Source organism: Paraburkholderia sp. BGA-UO-ETr-F12, from assembly GCF_059567945.1.
In genome coordinates this window covers 99,699-119,937 of record NZ_JCAQOZ010000062.1, presented here as the reverse complement: position 1 = coordinate 119,937, position 20,239 = coordinate 99,699, and the positions used below count along the sequence as shown (strand labels likewise).

The window sequence follows — 20,239 nt, the reverse complement described above, 5'->3', positions numbered from 1 at the left end:
ACCCGATGACCGACTCCGCCGACACCGTCACTCCGTTCCCCTGCGCCCGCTATATCAAGGAAATCGGCCGCGGCCCGAACGGCGCCCGCGCGCTGACCGCCGAGGACACGCGCGCGCTCTACACCGCGATGCTCGACGGCCGCGTGGCCGAACTCGAGCTCGGCGCCGTGCTGCTCGCGTATCGCGTGAAGGGCGAAACCGCCGACGAACTCGCCGCCATGCTGGCCGGCGCGCATGCATCGTTCGAGCCGGTTCATTTGCCGCGTGCGGCGTTCCGGCCCGTGTCGATCCCGACCTACAACGGCGCGCGCAAGCAGCCCAACCTGGTGCCGCTGCTGGCGCTGCTGCTGGCGCGCGAGGGGGTGCCGGTGCTGGTGCATGGCGTCACCGAAGATCCGGGCCGCGTGACAAGCGCCGAAATCTTCACGCATCTGCAGATCCCGCACGCGCAATCGCACGCCGATATCGAAGACGGTCTCGCCGAACGGCGCCTCGCGTTCGCGCCGATCGACGTCCTGGCACCTAAGCTCGCGCGCCTTCTTTCGTTGCGTCGGCGAATGGGCGTGCGCAATTCCACCCACACGCTGGTGAAAATCCTGCAACCGTTCGCGCCCGCGGGGCTGCGGCTCGTGAATTACACGCACCCGCCCTACCGTGACAGTCTCACGCAGTTGTTCAATACGCACCCGGACGCCGCAGCAGGCGGCGCCCTGCTCGCGCGCGGCACCGAAGGCGAAGCGGTGGCCGACACACGGCGCCAGGTGCAAGTGGATTGGCTGCATGACGGCATCTGCGAAACGCGCGTGCCGCATGAGCGCTCGTCGCCCGACGCGCCGGAAGTCGACTTGCCCGAAGCCCGCGACGCCGCGACGACGGCCGCGTGGATCAATGCCGTGCTGCGCGGCGAAGCGCCCGTGCCGAGCGCGATCGAACGGCAGGTGGAGTTGATCGTGGATGTCGCGCAAATGCCCGCCTAGCGCCCGCGCAACGTGCCCGGCGCAAGTGCGACGCAGCGCTTGCGCCGCCGCGCGCACACGCCGTACTCGCACGCAGTAGATGACGAGCGCGGGTTGACAGGCCGCTGCAAGCCGTCATACATTAGACCTATGCGTTCCCTTCCGAACACCCTCCGAATTACCTCCGGCCGCCTAGCGCGGCCCCTATCGCTACGTCTAGCGTAAGCCAGGCGTAGCGCCGCGCGTTGGCAGCTTACGTTGCCCAAAGCGCGGTCCTCACAGCAGTTCCGCAGTTCCCGTTTCACCCCCAACCGTAGTTCTTCACAACCTGTAGTCGTTTGCATTCGTCCGTTTACCGTTCGGACGAAGCGCGAGGATCCAATGCACGTCACATGGGCAGCATCCACGTTCGTTTTCGCCGTCAACACGACGGGATTCGTTCGCGCCCGTTCGTTATTGCCGCTAGCCACCGGCTGGCGCGCCGTGCATTCGTGGCAGCGCGCCAGCCGCTCGAGGCCACACCCTTTCGCATACGACACAACGAACGAGGCTCAACATGTTGCGCAATCCCGCTGAGAAATACCGCCCCTTCCCCGCTGTGCGCCTCACCGGCCGTAAATGGCCGAGCCGCACGATCAACCAGGCCCCGATCTGGATGAGCACCGATCTGCGCGACGGCAATCAGGCCTTGATCGAACCGATGAATGCCGCGCAAAAGCTCGAATTCTTCGAAATGCTAGTGGCGATCGGCTTCAAGGAGATCGAAGCCGGTTTCCCGTCGGCCTCGCAAACCGACTTTGATTTCGTCCGCAAACTGATCGAAGAAAAGCGCATTCCCGACGACGTGACGATCGAAGTGTTCGTGCCCTCGCGCGCTGAACTGATCGCGCGCACGTTCGAAGCGCTCGAAGGCGCACCGCGCGCCATCGTGCATCTGTACAACGCGATCTGCCCGTCGTTTCGCAAGATCGTCTTCAACCAGTCGAAGCAGCAGATCAAGGCGCTCGCGGTGGAAGGCACGCGCATCGTCAAGGAGCACGCCCAGGCGCGGCCCGGTACGCACTGGACCTTCCAGTATTCGCCCGAAACCTTCAACACGACCGAGCTCCCCTACGCCCGCGAAGTATGCGACGCGGTCGCGCAGACATGGCGGCCCACGCGCGATCACAAGATGATCATCAACCTGCCTGCGAGCGTCGAGGCCGCGACGCCCAACGTGTTCGCCGACCAGATCGAATGGATGGACCGCAATCTCAGCTACCGCGACAGCATCGTATTGTCGGTGCATCCGCATAACGACCGCGGCACCGCCGTGGCCGCTACGGAATTGGCGCTGCTGGCGGGCGCGGATCGCGTTGAAGGATGTCTGTTCGGCAATGGCGAGCGCACCGGCAACGTGGACCTCGTTACGGTTGCGATGAACCTTCACGCGCAGGGCGTCGATTCACGCCTCGACTTCTCCGATCTTGGCGCGGTGCGGCGCGTGGTTGAGCGCTGCAACCAGATTCCGGTGCATCCGCGACACCCGTACGCGGGGGATGCGGCGCATAGGCCGGTGTGGAGCGATGAGGATCTGCAACGCGCAGCCGCCTGAGCGGCCTGAAACGGGGCGCCACAAGTCAGCACACGCGGCGCAACCCGCTGGCTTGTGCCCACCGGGCGCTCACAAGGCGTAACCGGTGCGATGCGGCGAAATACGGTGAGCTCAAAAGGCTCACTCTCACTCGATCGCGCAACGCGTCGCCTGCCACGCGATCAGACGCCATTGCCCGTCTTCCTGGGTGTGAATCGCCGTGTACGCGATCGGAAACAGCAGCGCCCCGTTATTCGCCTCCATTTCGATCAACGCGCGACCGGTGACGACGCAGGTCTCGCGCCCCACCGGCAGCACCTCTTGCGACTGCACCTCGATCTGCCGATAGCGGCGGCGCCCGGCCGTGATACCGTCGATGAACTGTCGCTTCGTTTCGCGCTTGCCGTTCGTGTGGACGTAGCTCACGTTGTCCGCGAGCAGCGTGTCGAGCAACTGCCCGTCACCGTCGACCATCGCACGAAAGCGTTCTCGCTCCAGCCCGCGAATCGCTTCGATTATCTTTGCCGCCATTGCTCAGCCCCTTGCACCGGTAAGCCGAACGTGGCCTCGGTCGTCAGAAGTTATATTGCAAATATAGCTGGTGGAAATTTATACCAGGATTGGGCTCTTTGATACCGCCGTTGGAAATATGCTGGAAGCGATAGCCGGCCTCGTACTGCTGGTGGCTGCCGAATTGCAGGCCGACGCCCGCCATGGGGGCGAACTGGAACGCTGTGGCGAGCGTGAGGTCAGAAGAAATTCTGGGACTCGTCAGGAGGCGAACACCGGCGCCCGCTTCGACATAAGGGCGAATCGGTCCAGAAGCCTTGATGAAGCGAATGATCGGCGTCACACCGATCTCCCCGATGTTTTCGTGCACATTCCCTTCGTTGGTGTGCCACCAGGCCACGTGCGCTTCGCCGATCAGCGCAAAGTGCCAGTCGCCGATCTGCCACCAGGTCAGATTCGGATCCCAAACAAAGCCGAGATCGAGTTTTTTAATGTGGTGATCGCCAACGCCGCCGGCAATCTGCACGCCAAACTGGTCAGCCGCAGCCAATCCTGAAGCAGCAAGCAGAATAGCCGCCGAAACGCCTTTTACAGTCAGACCACGCAACGCATTCTTTTTGTTCTTCATCGGACACCCGAAAGCTAGCCGAACGTTGATCAGGGACCACAACCCTTATTTTAGAGACAATGTACATCTGGTGCTTAGTATGAAGAAACGCAAATTTTCGCAATTAGTCGCTTCCGTTTTAGAAAAAATCGGTCATTTATGAGAGCGCAAGCGCTTTGTTAGGAAAATCCTACGCTCTCTTGAAATCTAGTGCGCCGCCTCCAATTGGCTATCAAAGTCTAAATTTCAATAGGAATTTGCGGAACTTGGATGCCCCTACGGCTTCTAAGTATTAGCACTCGGCAAATCAGAGTGCTAACATCCAACGCTGGAGTCGTTAACTGAATACGCTTTTGTCTGATTCCAAAGGAGTTTCCTACGTGAGCCATGCAATGACCCTTCCGAGTACTTTGAGCCCGTCGTCGGCTAAGGCCGCTTCGGCAGGTGCGCTGGCGCTCTCGCATTCCTCGCTGCTGCCCGGTCAACTGGGCAATATCGACGCCTACATCCAGGCCGTAAATCGGATTCCGATGCTGACGCCGGCGGAAGAACGCCAGTTCGCCACCGAATTTCGCGAGCAGGACAACCTTGAGTCCGCACGCCGCCTCGTCCTGTCGCACCTGCGGCTGGTCGTCTCGATCGCGCGCAATTACCTCGGTTATGGACTGCCGCACGCCGACCTGATCCAGGAAGGCAATATCGGCCTGATGAAGGCCGTGAAGCGCTTCGATCCGGAGCAGAACGTACGGCTCGTGTCGTACGCCATGCACTGGATCAAGGCTGAGATCCACGAATACATTCTGCGCAACTGGCGGATGGTGAAGGTCGCCACCACCAAAGCGCAGCGCAAGCTGTTCTTCAACCTGCGCAGCCACAAGCAGGGCCTTGGCGCATTCACGCCGGACGAGATCGAAGGTCTCGCCCAGGAGCTTAACGTGAAGCGCGAAGAAGTGGCCGAGATGGAAACGCGCTTGTCCGGCGGCGATATCGCGCTGGAAGGTCAGGTCGAAGACGGCGAAGAGTCGTACGCGCCGATCGCTTACCTCGCCGACTCGCATAGCGAGCCGACTGCCGTACTGGCTTCGCGTCAGCGCGACAAGCTGCAAAGCGACGGTATCGCGAGCGCGCTAGATGCGTTGGACGCCCGCAGCCGCCGCATCATCGAAGCACGCTGGCTGAAGGTGGAAGACGACGGTTCGGGTGGCTCCACGCTGCATGAACTGGCCGACGAATTCGGCGTATCGGCTGAACGTATTCGCCAGATCGAGGCGAGCGCAATGAAGAAAATGCGTGGCGCATTAGCCGAATATGCGTAAGGCTTAAAAGCCAGGACTTAAACATTTGGTCGTACTGGCTAGTCCGGTGCGTATCGGCTAGCCGCAAAGCCCTGCCCTCGCAAGAAGGCAGGGCTTTTTTGTGCCCGCTCAATCAGGCTCGCACTCAATCGCGACGCCCCTCGCCTCACTCAAGAACATGTCTATCAAACATCTGTTTCTTGACGTATCACAAACCTCATAGCAATACTGTTCGCACGCGCTGACATTCGCGACCCAATGCCGCAGCGTCGACTTATGCGTACAGGGTCATCGATCCTAAAATTAAGATGCACTTGCCAGACCGCCCAGGCGGCCTGGATCCAGCCGGATTCACCGGCGCGAAGTTGCCTTCGACCGATCATGACCATAGCCCTCAATCGCAATAGCAACCCTCGCCCGAGCCTGCGCAAACGGTTCGGCGCCTGGGCGCGCGGTCCGACGCTGGCGCGGGATATCGCCATCGTCCTCGCCATCAAATTCGCATTACTGATGGTGCTCAAGTACGCGTTCTTCAATCATCCGCAGGCGGAGCATATGTCGCTGCCGCCCGCTCAAGTCGCACAGGCGCTGCTGTCCGTGCCTGGCCCGTCTCCCTCCCAAGGTGATCAACATGCCCGTTAGCGAAGTCGTAGAACTGTCGCGCCTCCAGTTCGCCATCACGGCGCTTTATCACTTTCTGTTCGTGCCGCTCACGCTCGGTCTGTCCTGGTTGCTCGTCATCATGGAGTCGGTCTATGTGATGACCGGCAAGCAGATCTACAAGGACATGACCCAGTTCTGGGGCAAGCTGTTCGGCATCAACTTTGCAATGGGCGTCACCACCGGTCTTACGCTGGAATTCCAGTTCGGCACCAACTGGTCGTACTACTCGCACTATGTCGGCGACATCTTCGGCGTGCCGCTGGCCGTTGAAGGCTTGATGGCGTTCTTCCTCGAGTCGACCTTCGTCGGCCTGTTCTTCTTCGGGTGGAAGCGGCTCTCGAGAGTTCAGCATGTGATCGTCACGTTCCTCGTGGCACTTGGCTCGAACCTGTCGGCGCTGTGGATTCTGGTGGCCAACGGCTGGATGAACAATCCGGTCGGCGCCACCTTCAACTACCAGACCATGCGAATGGAACTCGACAGCATCTTCTCGGTGCTGTTCAATCCGGTCGCCCAGGTTAAGTTCGTACACACCGTATCGGCCGGCTATGTGACTGCTTCGATGTTCGTGCTCGGTGTGTCGTCGTGGTATCTGTTGAAACGCCGCGACACCGAGTTTGCGTTGCGCTCGTTCGCTATCGCCGCCGGCTTCGGTCTGGCCTCGACGTTATGCGTGATCGTGCTTGGCGACGAATCCGGTTATCGCACCGGCGAAGTTCAGCAGGTCAAGCTGGCCGCCATCGAATCCGAATGGGAAACAGCCCCCGCGCCCGCGCCGTTCACGATCTTCGGCATTCCGAACCAGAAGGAAGAACGCACCGACTATGCGATCCGCATTCCGTATGCGCTCGGCCTGATCGCCACGCGCTCGATCGACGAACCGGTACTCGGCCTGAAAGACCTGATGGCGCAGAACGAAGTGCGCATCAAGAACGGTATGCTCGCTTACGCTGCGTTGCAGAAGCTCAAGCTCGGCGACGCCACGGACGAAGCCAAGGCCGCTTTCGACGCGCACAAAAACGATCTCGGCTACGGCCTGATGCTCAAGCAGTTCACGCCGAACGTCACCGACGCCACGCCGGATCAGATCGCGCAGGCCGCCAAAAAGACCATCCCGCCAGTGGCGCCCGTGTTCTTCTCGTTCCGCCTGATGGTCGGCCTCGGCATCCTGTTCCTCGCGACCTTCGTGCTGGCGTTCTGGTTCTGCGCGCAGCGCTCGCTGCTGCGGGAGAAGCGCCGCTGGTTCCTGCGCTGGGCCGTATGGGCCATTCCATTGCCGTGGCTTGCGGCTGAGTTCGGCTGGATCGTCGCCGAAGTGGGCCGTCAGCCGTGGACCATTGCCGGTATTCTGCCGACCGCCTTGTCCGCCTCGAGCCTGACGCCGGGCGATCTCTACCTGAGCATTGGCGGCTTCGTTGTGTTCTACACGGTACTGTTCATCATCGAAATCATGTTGATGTTCAAGTACGCACGACTCGGGCCTTCGTCGCTGCACACCGGGCGCTATCACCACGAACAGCCGCTGAATCAGCCGCTGCCGACCAACACGGCCGCTTGATTCGCCGCCACTCTGTTCCAAGGGAAAGATCATCATGGATTACGCAACCCTCAAACTGATCTGGTGGGTGTTGATCGGCGTGCTGCTGATCGGCTTCGCGCTCACCGACGGCTTCGACATGGGCGCGGCGATTCTGCTGCCGTTCGTCGCCAAAACCGATGCGGAGCGGCGCATTGTCGTGAACACGGTCGGCGCAACGTGGGAAGGCAATCAGGTGTGGCTCATCACCGCGGGCGGTGCGATGTTCGCCGCATGGCCGCTGGTGTACGCCGCGTCCTTCTCGGGCTTCTACTTCGCGATGCTGCTGGTGCTGTTCTCACTGTTCTTCCGGCCGGTCGGCTTCGACTACCGCAGCAAACGTGAAGACCCGCGCTGGCGCAGCGCGTGGGATTGGGCGTTGTTTGTCGGCGGGTTCGTGCCGGCGCTGGTGTTCGGTGTGGCGTTCGGCAACCTGCTGCAAGGCGTGCCGTTCTCGTTCGACACCGACCTGCGCGTCACATATCACGGCGGTTTCTTCGCACTGCTCAACCCGTTCGCCGTGCTGTGCGGGCTCGTCAGTGTGTCGATGCTGGCCGCGCACGGTGCGGCCTTCGTGAAGATGAAAGCGGACGACATCGTCGCCGAGCGTGCATCGCTCGCGCTGCGGATCGCATCGCTCGCCGCCGTGGTGCTGTTCCTGCTCGCGGGCGCGCTTATCGCCACGATGATCGGCGGCTATCAGATCGTCGACGCCGCGCCGCTCGATACGGTCGCCAATCCGCTGCTGAAGAACGTGATCGGCGCGCCTGGCCTATGGCTCAACAACTACGCGCACTATCCGTGGATGGTGGCCGCGCCGGTGGCTGGCCTTGCCGGTGGCGTACTCGCCTTGTTGCTGGCGCGCTCGCGCTTTGAAAAGAGCGCCTTCCTGTCGACCTCGCTGATGATCACCGGGGTGATTCTGACGGCGGGTTTCTCGATGTTCCCGTTCATCATGCCCTCCTCGCTCGACGGCCGCAGCAGTCTCACGGTATGGGATTCGACCTCAAGCCGCATGACGCTGCAGATCATGCTGATCGCTGTGATCGTCTTCCTGCCGATCGTGCTGATCTACACGAGCTGGGTGTATCGCGTGATGCGAGGCAAGGTGACCGCCGCGGCGCTCAAGGAAAATCATCATTCGATGTATTGATCAGGAATACGGATAACAGGAGTTTGCGATGTGGTACTTCAGTTGGCTTCTCGGCATTGGCGTGGCGTTGGCGTTCGGCGTAATCAACGTGATGTGGCTGGAATCGCGCCGGCCTCTGGAAGCGGGCAAGCAGAAAGCACGTTGATGCATCCATTGCCGGTTGAGCACCGGTAAACGCAAAAGCGGCACCTTGATCCAAGGTGCCGCTTTTTTTACTCGCGTCCTTATTTAGCCGAAGCTCGACGGAAGACCGAAGTCAACTCAGCTCGAAGCCTCGATGCGATTACGCGGGTTGCGGCGCCGTACCTGCCCCTGCACCGGGCGACAGACGCGTCGCCAGTTGTGCGGCGTAGCGCTGGGCGGCGTCACCCACTACGATATGGAACGTGTCGGCCGAAACCCACGCCGTGTCGAGCGTAGCGAGACGTTGACGATCAACCGCCGACGGATCGCGAACCACGATCCGCAGACGCGTTGCCGCCACCGCGTCCAGCGACACGACGTTGCCCGCGCCGCCGAACACGGCGAGCCAACGCATCGGGTCCGGATCGAGCGCACCGCTCAGGGCACCGCTTGCAGCCGCCACCGGAGCCGCAGCAACAGCAGGCGCGGCCGCAACCGCCGGCTTCACCGCAGCACCGCCGCCTTGCGCAATCACCGTGCGAATTTCATCGGCGATGATGTCCGCTTCCGGTCCGATAATCACCTGCACGTTGGTCGCACCGCGCTTGAGCACGCCGCGCGCGCCGATCGTCTTCAGCTCGCTTTCCGAGACCTTGTTGGCATCGACCACCGACAGACGCAGACGCGTCGTGCAGGCATCCACCACAGAAAGATTGGACGCACCACCCAGCGCAGCGATATAACGCTGCGCACGCGGCACCGCGGCGCCCGCAACCGGCGACACAAAACCGCCAGCCTCGAACGACTCGATCTGTTCTTCTTCCGCGGCGGGTTCACGGCCCGGCGTCGCCATATTGAACTTGCGGATGAAGAAGCGGAACAGCCCGTAGTACACCACCGCGTACACGACGCCGATCGGAATCGCCCACCAGCCCTTGGTCGACAGGCCGTAGTTCAGCACGTAGTCGATAAAGCCAGCCGAGAAGGTGAAGCCGAGGTGAATCCCGAGTGCCGAACAGATTGCCAGCGACAAGCCCGTCAGCACCGCATGGATCGCATACAGCACCGGTGCGAGGAACATGAAGCTGAATTCGATCGGCTCGGTCACGCCCGTCAGGAACGAGGTGAGCGCCATCGACGCGAGCAGGCCGAACACCATCGCGCGGCGCTCTTTCGGTGCTTCGTGATACATCGCGAGACACGCGGCCGGCAGACCGAACATCATGACCGGGAAGAAGCCCGTCATGAACGTGCCCGCAGTCGGGTCGCCCGCGAAGAAGCGATGCAAATCGCCCGTCACCGGCGCACCGCCCGGCGGCGTGAAGGTGCCGAACACGAACCACGTCAGCGAATTGAGGATGTGATGCAGACCCGTGACGAGCAGCAAACGGTTCAGCACACCGAACACGAACGCGCCGAGCGCACCCGCTGTAGTCAGCCAGTGACCGGCCGTGTCGATCACGCCTTGCACCGGCTGCCATACGTAGCCGAACACAATGCCGATCACCAGACAGACCACGCCGGTGACAATCGGCACGAAGCGTTTCCCTCCGAAGAATGCGAGGTAATCGGGCAGCTTGATGTCCTTGTACCTGTTGTACAGCAAGCCCGCGACGATACCCGCCACGATCCCGGACAACACGCCCATGTTGAGCTTGTCGTTGATGTCCTTCATCACCGCGATTTCGATCAGATAACCGATCGCACCCGCGAGACCCGCCACGCCGTTGTTGTCTTTCGCGAAGCCGACCGCCACGCCGATTGCGAACAGCAACGGCAAGTTGTCGAAGATCGCGCCGCCGGCGTCGGCGATCATCTTGATGTTGAACACATCGGGCTGGCCCAATCGCAGCAGCAAGCCGGCAACCGGCAGCACCGCAATCGGCAGCATCAGCGCCCGGCCCAGGCGCTGAATCTTCAGAAACGGATTCCCATCCATTGACACCTCCAATCCTTGTCTCGTTGTCGACTGTCGTCGTTGAGTTTTGTAGCGTTACGTCCTGACAATGCGAAGCTGGTTGCGGACTGTGTGGGGTTCAGTCCAAAGGCCAGGTTTCGCGACTCACTGCTCTTACCGCCTGCGCCGATTCGAGCGCCAGGGCATCCTGGGCGCGTTGGCGGCACAGCTGATAATCGAGGTTGCGCACGCGCGCCTTGATGCCCGGCACCGACACCGGGTCAACCGAAAGCTCGGTCACGCCGAGGCCAACGAGCAGCGGCATGGCAACGGGATCGCCCGCCAGTGCGCCGCATACGCCGACCCATTTGCCATGCTTGTTAGCGCCCTGCACGGTCGCTGCGATCAAACGCAGCACCGCCGGATGCAAACCGTCCGCCTGAGCGGCGAGGTCGGCCTGGCAGCGATCCATGGCAAGCGTGTATTGCGTCAGATCGTTGGTGCCGATCGAGAGGAAATCCGCATGCTGCGACAGTTGATCGGCGAGCAACGCGGCCGACGGCACTTCGATCATCACGCCAACTTCGATCGGTTCCGTACGGCCCGCTTCACGGGCGAATTCGTCGATGCGCTTGCGGATGCGGATCAGCTCGCCCACATCGGTCACCATCGGCAGCAGGATGCGCACGGCGCCGAGCGGCTGCACCGCCAGCAGACCGCGCAACTGGTCGTCGAGCAGATCCGGGCGCACCTGTGCGAGGCGGATGCCGCGCAGTCCAAGCGCCGGATTCGGTTCGGGCGGCAGCGTCAGATAGTCGACTTCCTTGTCCGCGCCGACGTCCAGCGTGCGAATGATCGCGGTGCGGCCGCTCAATGCATCGACGATGGCCTGGTAGCTCTGGCGATGTTCGTCCGTGGTCGGCGCGGCGGCGCGATGAATAAACAGCAGTTCGGTGCGCAGCAGACCGACGGAATCGGCACCGTTTTCGACGGCGGTTTTTGCGTCGTCGAGCGTGGCGATGTTGGCGGCGACTTCGATCGCGCGGCCGTCCGCAGTGACCGCGGCTTGTTGCGACGTGCGGCGATTCGCTTCGCGCATGCCGGCCAGGCGGCTACGTTCAAGACGGGCGCGTTCGACATCGAGTTCGGTCGGAGCAAATTCGAGGCGGCCGGTCGTGGCGTTTACCACGACCTGCGTACCTTCAGGGATCGCATGCAATGCATCGCCGACCGCCACCAGCGCCGGAATGCCGGCCTGACGCGCGAGAATCGCCGCATGCGAGGTCGCTCCGCCGCGCGCCATCACGAGCGCCGTGACGCGTGAACGATCCAGCGTGGAAAGATCGGAAGGCGTGAACTCTTCAGCCGCCAGCACCGCTTCGTCCGGCAGCGTGCGCGCCGCCGCATTCGTATAACCGAGCGCGCGCAATACGCGTTTTTCGATGTCGCGCAGATCGGCGGCACGTTCCGCGAGCAACGCGTCTTCGATATTCGTCAGGATCGCGATCTGTGCACGGATCGCTTCGCGCCACGCAAAACCGGCGCTCTTGCCGAGACTGATCAGATCGCGCGCGGCGTCGACCAGGGTCGGATCTTCGAGCAGCACACGATGTACGGCGAAGATACCCGCCTCACCTACCGCGCCACGCTGCGAAGCATCGCGCACGGTTGTGCCGAGGTCGGCGTCGACAGTGGCAATCGCCTTATCGAGCAGACGGCTTTCAGCCGCCGACGTGCCATTCGCCTTTTCCGGCGGATCGATATCCGCATCGTCCCAACGCACCAGCTTGCCGACCGCGACGCCCGGCGCCGCGCACACGCCCGCGAGCGTATTCGGCGCGAGCGCTTCACCCGCTGCGTGGGCAACGGCTTGCGGCGCCGGCGAGCTTTGACGTGCCGGCTTTTCTTCGACTTCGCCGTGCGCTTCACGTGTCAATTCGTGGGCGATCGCTTCGATCGCGGCTTTGGCTTGCGGGCCGACGCCGAGCAACTCGACCGTCGCGCCTTCGCCCGCGCCGAGGCCTAGCAGACCGACCACGCTCTCGATCGCCGCCTTGCGGCCTTCGTAACGCACTTCGACACGCGCATCGAAACCGCGCGCCGCTTCACGAGCGCGCGCGGCGGGCCGTGCGTGCAGACCGCCTGCGTGAATCAGCGTGACTTGCTGACGCGCTTCCTCGGTTATGTTGGTAGCGCTCGCCTTGCGCGATGCCTGCGCCGCCTCTCCACCGCGAGCACGCAGCACCAGTAGCGGCGTTTCGCCGGCCTTCAGCATGCCGCCCGGCGCCCGCTCGACGATTTCGAACGCATCCGAATTGGCGATCGCGATGACCGAGACGAGGCTCGGCGCGTTCAGCGCAACCCGGTCCTGATCGAATTCGATCAGGATGTCGCCGGTGCGCACGGTTGCGCCTTGCGCGACCATCGGCGCGAAACCCTGGCCATTCAGCTCGACTGTGTCGATGCCGATGTGCAGCAGAATCTCCACGCCTTCGGCAGTCGCGAGCGTGACCGCGTGGCCGGTGCGTGCAAGATGGGTGATCGTGCCGTCGCACGGCGCGACGAGTCGCCCCTCGAGCGGATCGATGCCGATGCCATCGCCGAACATGCCGCCCGAAAACACAGGGTCGGGCACATTCGCCAGCGGCACGACCGGACCGGTCATCGGCGCGAGCAAAACAATTTGGCCTTCAGAATGGCTGATCAAGCGGGACTCCTCGACACGTCGCATCTGATTTCTCGTCAGTGAGTTTCGGTGACTTTGTTGAGATGGCGTGGCGCGTCAGGATTGCGCCCGCGTGCGGCGGCAAGGCCGGCAGCCATCACATAAAAGGACAGGATCGCGGCGATCGGATCGAGCGCCGCATGAGCGGTGGTAGCAAGCGGCAGCGTTGCTTCGGGCACATCGCCCGGCGCCGCGAGCAGCACGCGCGCGCCGCGCGCCTGCATGTCGCGCGCGAGTTGCAGCAGGCCGGCCTGCTCGGGGCCGCGCGGTGCGAACACCAGCAGCGGATAGTCGCGGTCGATCAGTTCCATCGGACCGTGGCGCACTTCGGCGCTCGAAAACGCTTCAGCCTGAATGCCGGACGTCTCTTTCAATTTCAGCGCGGCTTCCTGCGCAATCGCGAGACCCAGACCACGGCCAATCACGATCATGCGTTCGATGCCGCGCAGTTCGTCCACGGCTTTCGACCAGTTGAGCTTGCCGGCGCTCTGAAGCGCGTCCGGCAACGTGTTCAACGCGCCAAGCAACGCGTCGTCCTTCTGCCAGTGAGCGACCAGTTGCGCGGAGATCGACAGCATGGCGATATAGCTCTTGGTTGCCGCGACGCTCAGTTCCGGGCCGGCCATGAGCGGCAGGTGGAATTCGCACGCGTCCGCCAGCGGCGAGTTCGGCGCGTTCACCGCAGCGACCGTCAACGCACCGGCCTTGCGCAGCGCTTCCATCGTGCCGACCAGATCCGGGCTCTTGCCCGACTGCGAGAACGCCAGCGCGAGCTGATCGCGTACCTGCAGCGGCGCTTGCTGGAGCGTCGCAACCGACATCGGCAGCGACGCGACCGGCACGCCGAGGCGGCTCATCGTCAGGCTTGCGAAGTAACTCGCCGCGTGATCCGAGCTGCCGCGCGCGACCGTCAGCGCGACATGGCGCGGTTGCTGGGCGAGCTTCGCTGCCAGCGCCTCGACGCGCGAGGTGTCCGCGAGCTGCGCGGCGACCGTTTCAGCGGACGCCAGCGCCTCTTTAAGCATATTCGACAATTGATTCTCCTTCGACGTATGTCGCCGTCAACGCCAGTTCACGATCGAACACGACCACATCGGCCCACGCGCCGCGTGCAATGCGGCCGCGGTCTTCGATGCCGAGGTAGTCGGCGGCGTAGCGCGACAAACGGTTTGAAACATCGGCGATCGGCAAGCCGATCGATACGAGATTGCGCAGCGCCTGATCCATCGTCAGGGTGCTGCCGGCGAGTGTGCCGTCGGCAAGACGCACACCGCCGAGACACTTCGTCACATGCTGGCTGCCGAGGCGGTATTCGCCGTCGGGCATGCCGGTGGCCGAAGTGCTGTCAGTCACCACGTAGAGACGGGGAATCGCGCGCAACGCGGCGCGGATCGCGCCCGGATGAACGTGCAGCAAGTCGGGAATGATTTCGGCGAATTCAGCGTGCGCGAGCGCGGCGCCGACAAGGCCTGGGTTACGGTGATGCAGCGGCGACATCGCGTTGAACAGGTGCGTGAAACCGCATGCGCCGTGCTTGAGCGCGGCGACGGCGTCGTCGTACGTGCCGAGTGAATGGCCGAGTTGCACGCGCACACCACGCGCCGCCATCTCGGAAATAATCTCCATATGGCCGGCGATTTCCGGCGCCAGCGTGACCACGCGAATCGGCGCGATCGACAGATACTTCAGCACTTCGTCCATCACCGCGGACACGGCGGCGTCCGGCTGCGCGCCGAGTTTGCCCGGGTTGATATACGGACCTTCAAGATGAACGCCGAGCACGCGCGCGCCGCCTGGTGTGCGAATCCGCGCGTTGTTGCCCAAGCCCGCGACGACATTCATCAGCTCGGCGCGCGGCGCGGTCATCGTGGTGGCGAGCAGGCTGGTCGTACCGTAACGCGCATGCGTGCGGGTGATGGTTTCGATCGCGTCGCCGCCTTCCATCACGTCGGAACCGCCGCCGCCATGCACGTGCAGATCGATGAAGCCAGGCAGGATGTAGGGCGCGTCGTTCTTCGCCGGATCGGTGCGTTCGCCGGTCAGCGCCGTGATGCGGCCGTTTTCGTATTCGAGCGTGCCGTGAATCCACCCATCGGTGGTGAGTATGTTTCCGGTCAGCATGAGTCTCTCTGGTGAGGCGTAATGCGGGGTGCGACTGAAATGCGCTCGATGGCGCCGCACATGACAGCGAGCCGCGCGGCCTACTCGCATGCGCCAGTCAGGCACATCGATCAGGTGCGCAATTCAGCGACAAAATCGTAGTAATCGTCGCGGCAATAGGTGTCGGTCAATTCGATCGCACGCTGGTCCGCGCTATACCCGATACGGGTGATGACCAGCAGCGCCGAGCGCGGTTCAATATCCATCAACGCGGCGATCTCGCTCGAGGCATTGACCGCGCGAAAGTGCTGCAAGGCGCGCACGATCGCGGCGCCGCGTTGTTCGAGATAGCTGTAAAGCGACACGCCGATCGCCTGCGGATCGGGCACGATCGCGGCGGGCAGCGCCGAATGCTCGACCGCCATGACGATGCCGTCCGCGCGCCGCAGGCGCCGCAAGCTCGTCACCGCCGCGCCGGGCGACAGGCCGAGGTGCACCAGCTCATCACGGTTGGCGGCGCGGATGTCGCGCTCGAGCCACACCGAGTCAGGCCGGAAGCCGCGTTGCTGCATCTTCTTCGTGAAACCGGTGAGCCGCGACAGCGGATCTTCGACACGCGGCGTAATGAAGCTGCCCGCGCCTCGCGCCCGCCGGATCAGGCCCTGCTCGACCAGCAACTCGATTGCCTTGCGCGCGGTGATGCGCGACACGCCGATCGCGTCCGAGAGCGTGCGCTCCGACGGCAGCGCCTCCCCAGCCGACCACACGCCGCAGTGGATCGCTGTCGCCAGATTGCGCGCGAGCTGCAGATAGAGTGGCGTGACGTTGCGAGCGTCAGGCATCAGTGCGGACCAACGAGTTTCCATGGGGCTCCGGCGGTCGTCTCGAAGAATGCGGCCTACGAAAATGAGAGCCCATTATATAACCAACATAATACCAGTCAATCAACTGGTCCCATGCTGGTACGAATTGGCGGAAAGCCTTGCTGGGTCGGTGTTAGAAGGCGATTTTCGGGCTCTGGAGGGTCGTTTACAGGGATCGGGATTTACCCGTATTCGAGATGCGCGGCGTATCCAGCAGGCCCATTGGTCCTCTATCGGGTCAAACGACATACCCTGAGAGCGATACCTGTGTGATACCACTTTGGTGTAGCCTTCGGCCGTGCGGCTTTTTTAATGAGATGCCTTCCAATATAGTGCTGGGTAGCAAGCCACAAAAACTCCCCGGGGAGCAGCATTTGACAGATTCCGAGGCGCTGCGGCGTGCTCAGGCCGTCCGCCATTTCAACCGCTTCTATACCCAGCACATCGGTGCCCTGCACGAGCATCTGGCTAAAAGCGCCTTCTCGCTGACGGAAGTACGCGTTCTGCATGAACTGTCCCGTGGACGCGCGCAGACGGCGTCGGTGCTCGGGCGCAATCTCGGCCTCGACAGCGGTTACCTCAGCCGCCTTCTGACCAGCTTCGAACGACGCGATCTGATTACGCGGCGCCCGTCCGACTCGGACGCGCGTCAGTCGCTCATTGCGCTCACCGACAACGGTCACGCGGCCTACGCGCCGCTCGATACCGCGGCCATCGAAGAGGTATCGACGCTGCTGAACGGCCTCACCGTGCTCTCGCAGGAACAGTTGATCACCTCGATGAAGGTGATCGAGCGGATGCTCGACCGCAAGCCGAAACACGATCTCGTAATCCTTCGACAACCCCGTGCCGGCGACTGCGGCTGGCTCGTGCATCGGCAGGCGCAGTGGTTCTCCGCGCAATACGGCTGGGATCAATCGTTCGAAGGCCTGCTGTCGCGGATCGTCGCCGATTACACGCAACGCCATGATCCGGTGCGCGAAATGTGCTGGATCGCCGATCAGGACGGCATGGTGGTCGGCTCGGTGTGCATCGTCGGGGTCTCGACGACAGTGGCGGGCGTACGGCTCTTGTGGGTCGAACCGGACGTGCAGCGTCTTGGCATCGGCTCGCAGTTGATGAACGAATGCGTGCGGTTCGCCCGACGCGCGGGCTACACCAAACTCACGCTGACCACGGCCAGCACGCTCGAGGAGCCAAGGCGGCTATGCGAGCGCGCCGGCTTCCAGCTCGCCTGCACGACAGCGGAGCGGCGCTTCGGCAAGGATCTGATGATCGAGCGGTGGGAGTTGGAGCTGTAGCTTCGCCAAAGCATGCGCGACGCGAAAACAAAAAAAACGCCACGGCTTGCGACCGTGGCGTTTTCGTTTTCCAGCTTAGGATGAAAGGGGTGCCGCTTAGAACGATGGCACCACCGAACCCTTGAACTGCGTCTTGATGAACTGGCGCACGTCTTCCGACTGGTAAGCCGCGACCAGCTTCTTGACCCACGGCTTGTCCTTGTCCTGCGCACGCACGGCGATCAGGTTCGCGTACGGGCTGTGGATGTCTTCGAGCGCGATCGCGTCTTTGGTCGGCTGCAGACCGGCTGCCAGCGCGAAGTTCGTGTTGATCGCGGCGGCGTCGACGTCCGACAGCGAACGCGGCAGTTGGGCTGCGTCGAGCTCGACCAGCTTGATCTTCTTCGGGTTCTCGGCGACGTCGAGCGGCGTGGCGTTATTGCCGTCCGTACCCGCGCCCGCCTTCAGCTTGATCACGCCTTGCGCCTGCAACAGCAGCAGCGCGCGGTTCTCGTTGGACGGATCGTTCGGCACCGCGATCTTCGCGCCTTGCGCCAGATCCTTCAGCGACTTCAGCTTCTTCGAATAGATGCCGAGCGGCGAAATGTAGGTCAGACCGGCGTTGACGATCTTGTAGCCGCGCTGCTTGACCTGGCTGTCGAGGTACGGCTGGTGCTGGAAGCTGTTGGCGTCCAGATCGCCTGCGTCGAGCGCGGCGTTCGGCTGCACGTAGTCGTTGAATTCGACGACCTTTACGTTCAGGCCTTCGCGCTTCGCTACTTTCGTGACGACTTCCCAGATCTGCGCATCCGGGCCGCCGATCGTGCCGACCTTGATGACCTTGTCGTCGGCATGTGCGCCGAAGCTGGTGAAGATCGCCGCACCGGCGACCACAGCCGAGAGGGCTTTGAGGATATTTCTGCGCTGCATGTAAATCTCGCTTTTTCTGATCGATGTCAGATTCGGGTGGAAGCCGGCGGCAGCGCTGCTACGCTCGCGCCGCCAACTGGACCGCAAATGGTCTCATATGCCCAGCGAGATGGGAAATATCACGATCGCATATCCTTATGCGCCTTGTGCCTCTTATGCGGCGGCGTTCACGCGAAATGCGCTCACTGTGTCACGCAGGCGCCCAGCCTGATCCTGCAATGACGCCGCAGCCGCCGCGGCCTGTTCGACCAGTGCGGCGTTCTGCTGCGTCACTTCGTCCATCTGCGTGACTGCGCGGCCCACTTGCGAAATCCCGCTGCTCTGCTCTTCTGAGGCCGCCGCGATTTCGCCCATGATGTCCGTGACACGCTGCACCGCTTGCAGAATCTCGCCCATCGTCGTACCGGCCTGCTGGACCAGCGTCGAACCGTTATGCACACGCTCCACCGAAGCGCCGATCAACTGCTTGATCTCCTTGGCCGCCGTTCCCGAGCGTTGCGCGAGGCTGCGCACTTCCCCGGCGACCACCGCAAAGCCACGGCCTTGCTCGCCGGCGCGGGCGGCTTCGACCGCCGCGTTCAGCGCCAGAATATTGGTCTGGAACGCAATGCCTTCGATCACACCGATGATGTCGGCAATCTGCCGCGAGCTGTCATTGATCTCGCCCATCGTACCGATCACGCGGCTCACCACGTCGTTGCCGCGCGTCGCGATTTCCGATGCACTATGAGCCAGGCCACTCGCCTGGCGCGCGTTGTCCGCGTTCTGCTTGACCGTCGCGGTGAGCTCTTCCATGCTCGCCGCCGTCTCCTGCAACGAGGCGGCCTGCTGCTCGGTGCGCTGTGATAGATCGCCGTTGCCGGCGGCGATCTGCTGGGTCGCCGAGGCAATCGATTCCGCCGAATGACGAATCTCGCCGATGGTCCGCTGCAAACGGCTCTGCATCTCGTGCATGGCCGCCATCATGCTGGTTTTATCCTGCGCGCGAACCTCGACCACCTGGGTGAGATCGCCCTTGGCGATGCTTGCGGCAAGGCGCGCCGCCTGGTCCGGCTCACCGCCGAGACTCGCGCGCACGTTGCGGATGATCAGCACCATCGCCAGCGAAATGATCGCGCCGATCACCAGCACAACGAGCAGGTGGCCCAACAGTGTTTGGTAGTAGACCGTGTCGATGTCCTTGATGAACACGCCGCTCGTGATGTTCCAGTCCCATGGCGCGAAACGCACCACGTAGCTGATTTTCGGCACGGCGGTTTCACTGTGCGGCAAGCGTCCGCGATATTCCGCGAAGCCTTGGCCGCTTGCTTTAGCTGCGTCGACGATCGCCACATACAGCAGCTTGCCGTCCGGATCCTTGAAATCGCCGACCGCCTTGCCGGTCATTTGCGGCAGCGTCGGGTGCATCAGCACGACCGGCTTCGAGTCCATCACGAACAGATAGCCGGATTCGCCGTAACGCATGGTGGCGAGACGGGCGAGCGCTTCGCGCTGGGCGTCGGCCTCGCTCATCTTGCCGCTCTGCGAAAGCGCGTAGTAGCCCTTCACAACGCCCTGCGCCGCGTCGACAAGATTCACCATGCCCGCCTTGCGCTCGGCCAGCATCGTGCTGCGCGTTTCAACCGCGCTCCACAGCCCGACGCCGAGCAGCCCCAGCCAGACGAGCGCAAGCGACAACCATAGTTTGCGATTCAAACTCATCCTGCTCATTGTTGCGATCTCTCTCTTGTGTTCGTGTTCTGTTTGCATGCCGATGCCGATGCCGTCTCGCGCGCTGCGAATGCGCTGACGACCTGGCGCGCAAACGATTGCTAGAGGTATATCGGCATGTCGACTGCGCGACTTGAGGCAACTTGTAAGCAAGCGATGGCTGAGAGAGCACAACATAAGCAGGTATGGATGGCGCGCAACGAATCGTCCGGTGACAGATAATCGAAGGCCATTGCCCGCAAATCCATGCGGCCCAGCCATTCGCTTACGAGAACGCT

At 62.6% G+C, this 20,239-nt stretch carries 16 protein-coding genes and 1 pseudogene; 8 read left to right on the top strand and 9 right to left on the bottom strand.

Features of this window, described 5'->3' with window-relative positions; translation table 11 throughout:
• Positions 1-5 precede the first annotated feature (5 nt).
• Both ybiB and AC57B6_RS30560 read left to right on the top strand, forming a co-directional pair.
• A complete protein-coding gene (gene ybiB, locus AC57B6_RS30565; RefSeq protein ID WP_496422723.1) occupies positions 6-977 on the top strand; it encodes a DNA-binding protein YbiB in 972 nt (323 codons plus the stop codon).
• Between the two features lie 535 nt (positions 978-1,512).
• Positions 1,513-2,496, top strand: a pseudogene (locus tag AC57B6_RS30560) (2-isopropylmalate synthase); the annotation flags it as partial.
• 180 nt (positions 2,497-2,676) lie between these two features.
• Here the strand turns inward: AC57B6_RS30560 and AC57B6_RS30555 are convergent.
• Complete coding sequence (locus AC57B6_RS30555; RefSeq protein WP_028199069.1) at positions 2,677-3,060, bottom strand: nuclear transport factor 2 family protein; 384 nt, start codon at positions 3,058-3,060, stop codon at positions 2,677-2,679.
• A gap of 43 nt (positions 3,061-3,103) precedes the next feature.
• Entirely contained in the window at positions 3,104-3,667 is a 564-nt protein-coding gene (locus AC57B6_RS30550) for an acyloxyacyl hydrolase (RefSeq protein WP_028199068.1), read from the bottom strand.
• A 359-nt stretch (positions 3,668-4,026) separates the two neighbouring features.
• Between AC57B6_RS30550 and rpoH the strand changes: the two genes are divergently transcribed.
• The 5 genes from rpoH to cydX all read left to right on the top strand — a co-directional run bounded on the left by rpoH (position 4,027) and on the right by cydX (position 8,478).
• Positions 4,027-4,962 (top strand): RNA polymerase sigma factor RpoH, encoded by a 936-nt coding sequence (rpoH, locus tag AC57B6_RS30545; protein ID WP_030099933.1) that lies wholly within the window; start codon positions 4,027-4,029, stop codon positions 4,960-4,962.
• 360 nt (positions 4,963-5,322) lie between these two features.
• Positions 5,323-5,583 (top strand): cytochrome oxidase putative small subunit CydP, encoded by a 261-nt coding sequence (gene cydP / locus AC57B6_RS30540; protein WP_028199066.1) that lies wholly within the window; start codon positions 5,323-5,325, stop codon positions 5,581-5,583.
• Positions 5,573-7,162 carry a cytochrome ubiquinol oxidase subunit I gene (locus AC57B6_RS30535; protein WP_496422722.1) on the top strand — a complete coding sequence of 530 codons (1,590 nt, stop codon included), beginning with the start codon at positions 5,573-5,575 and terminating at the stop codon, positions 7,160-7,162. Before cydP ends, AC57B6_RS30535 begins: the two co-directional genes overlap by 11 nt.
• A gap of 34 nt (positions 7,163-7,196) precedes the next feature.
• Complete coding sequence (gene cydB, locus AC57B6_RS30530) at positions 7,197-8,333, top strand: cytochrome d ubiquinol oxidase subunit II (RefSeq protein WP_028199064.1); 1,137 nt, start codon at positions 7,197-7,199, stop codon at positions 8,331-8,333.
• Positions 8,334-8,361: 28 nt separating this feature from the next.
• Positions 8,362-8,478: a cytochrome bd-I oxidase subunit CydX gene (gene cydX, locus AC57B6_RS30525; protein ID WP_028199063.1), complete on the top strand. Its 117-nt coding sequence runs from the start codon at positions 8,362-8,364 to the stop codon at positions 8,476-8,478.
• A gap of 138 nt (positions 8,479-8,616) precedes the next feature.
• Here the strand turns inward: cydX and nagE are convergent, their stop codons facing one another.
• The 5 genes from nagE to AC57B6_RS30500 form a co-directional block, all read right to left on the bottom strand.
• A complete protein-coding gene (gene nagE / locus AC57B6_RS30520; RefSeq protein ID WP_496422721.1) occupies positions 8,617-10,395 on the bottom strand; it encodes an N-acetylglucosamine-specific PTS transporter subunit IIBC in 1,779 nt (592 codons plus the stop codon).
• A gap of 97 nt (positions 10,396-10,492) precedes the next feature.
• Positions 10,493-13,084 carry a phosphoenolpyruvate--protein phosphotransferase gene (gene ptsP / locus AC57B6_RS30515; RefSeq protein WP_496422720.1) on the bottom strand — a complete coding sequence of 864 codons (2,592 nt, stop codon included), beginning with the start codon at positions 13,082-13,084 and terminating at the stop codon, positions 10,493-10,495.
• Positions 13,085-13,095: 11 nt separating this feature from the next.
• On the bottom strand, positions 13,096-14,103 hold the full coding sequence (locus AC57B6_RS30510) for an SIS domain-containing protein (protein ID WP_496422733.1): 1,008 nt from the start codon (positions 14,101-14,103) through the stop codon (positions 13,096-13,098).
• Positions 14,096-15,199, bottom strand: coding sequence for an N-acetylglucosamine-6-phosphate deacetylase (gene nagA / locus AC57B6_RS30505; RefSeq protein ID WP_028199059.1), 1,104 nt, complete (start codon positions 15,197-15,199; stop codon positions 14,096-14,098). The genes AC57B6_RS30510 and nagA overlap by 8 nt, the downstream gene beginning before the upstream one ends.
• A gap of 110 nt (positions 15,200-15,309) precedes the next feature.
• Positions 15,310-16,044, bottom strand: coding sequence for a GntR family transcriptional regulator (locus AC57B6_RS30500; protein WP_028199058.1), 735 nt, complete (start codon positions 16,042-16,044; stop codon positions 15,310-15,312).
• A 371-nt stretch (positions 16,045-16,415) separates the two neighbouring features.
• Here AC57B6_RS30500 and AC57B6_RS30495 point away from each other — a divergent pair, with 371 nt between their 5' ends.
• Entirely contained in the window at positions 16,416-17,342 is a 927-nt protein-coding gene (locus AC57B6_RS30495; RefSeq protein ID WP_028199057.1) for a bifunctional helix-turn-helix transcriptional regulator/GNAT family N-acetyltransferase, read from the top strand.
• 96 nt (positions 17,343-17,438) lie between these two features.
• Here AC57B6_RS30495 and AC57B6_RS30490 read toward each other — a convergent pair whose 3' ends face one another.
• Both AC57B6_RS30490 and AC57B6_RS30485 read right to left on the bottom strand, forming a co-directional pair.
• Positions 17,439-18,251, bottom strand: coding sequence for a MetQ/NlpA family ABC transporter substrate-binding protein (locus tag AC57B6_RS30490; RefSeq protein ID WP_030099938.1), 813 nt, complete (start codon positions 18,249-18,251; stop codon positions 17,439-17,441).
• A gap of 153 nt (positions 18,252-18,404) precedes the next feature.
• The gene (locus AC57B6_RS30485) at positions 18,405-19,961 is read right to left on the bottom strand and encodes a methyl-accepting chemotaxis protein (protein WP_454804976.1); all 1,557 of its coding nucleotides are present in this window, start codon (positions 19,959-19,961) and stop codon (positions 18,405-18,407) included.
• Between the last annotated feature and the right edge of the window lie 278 nt (positions 19,962-20,239).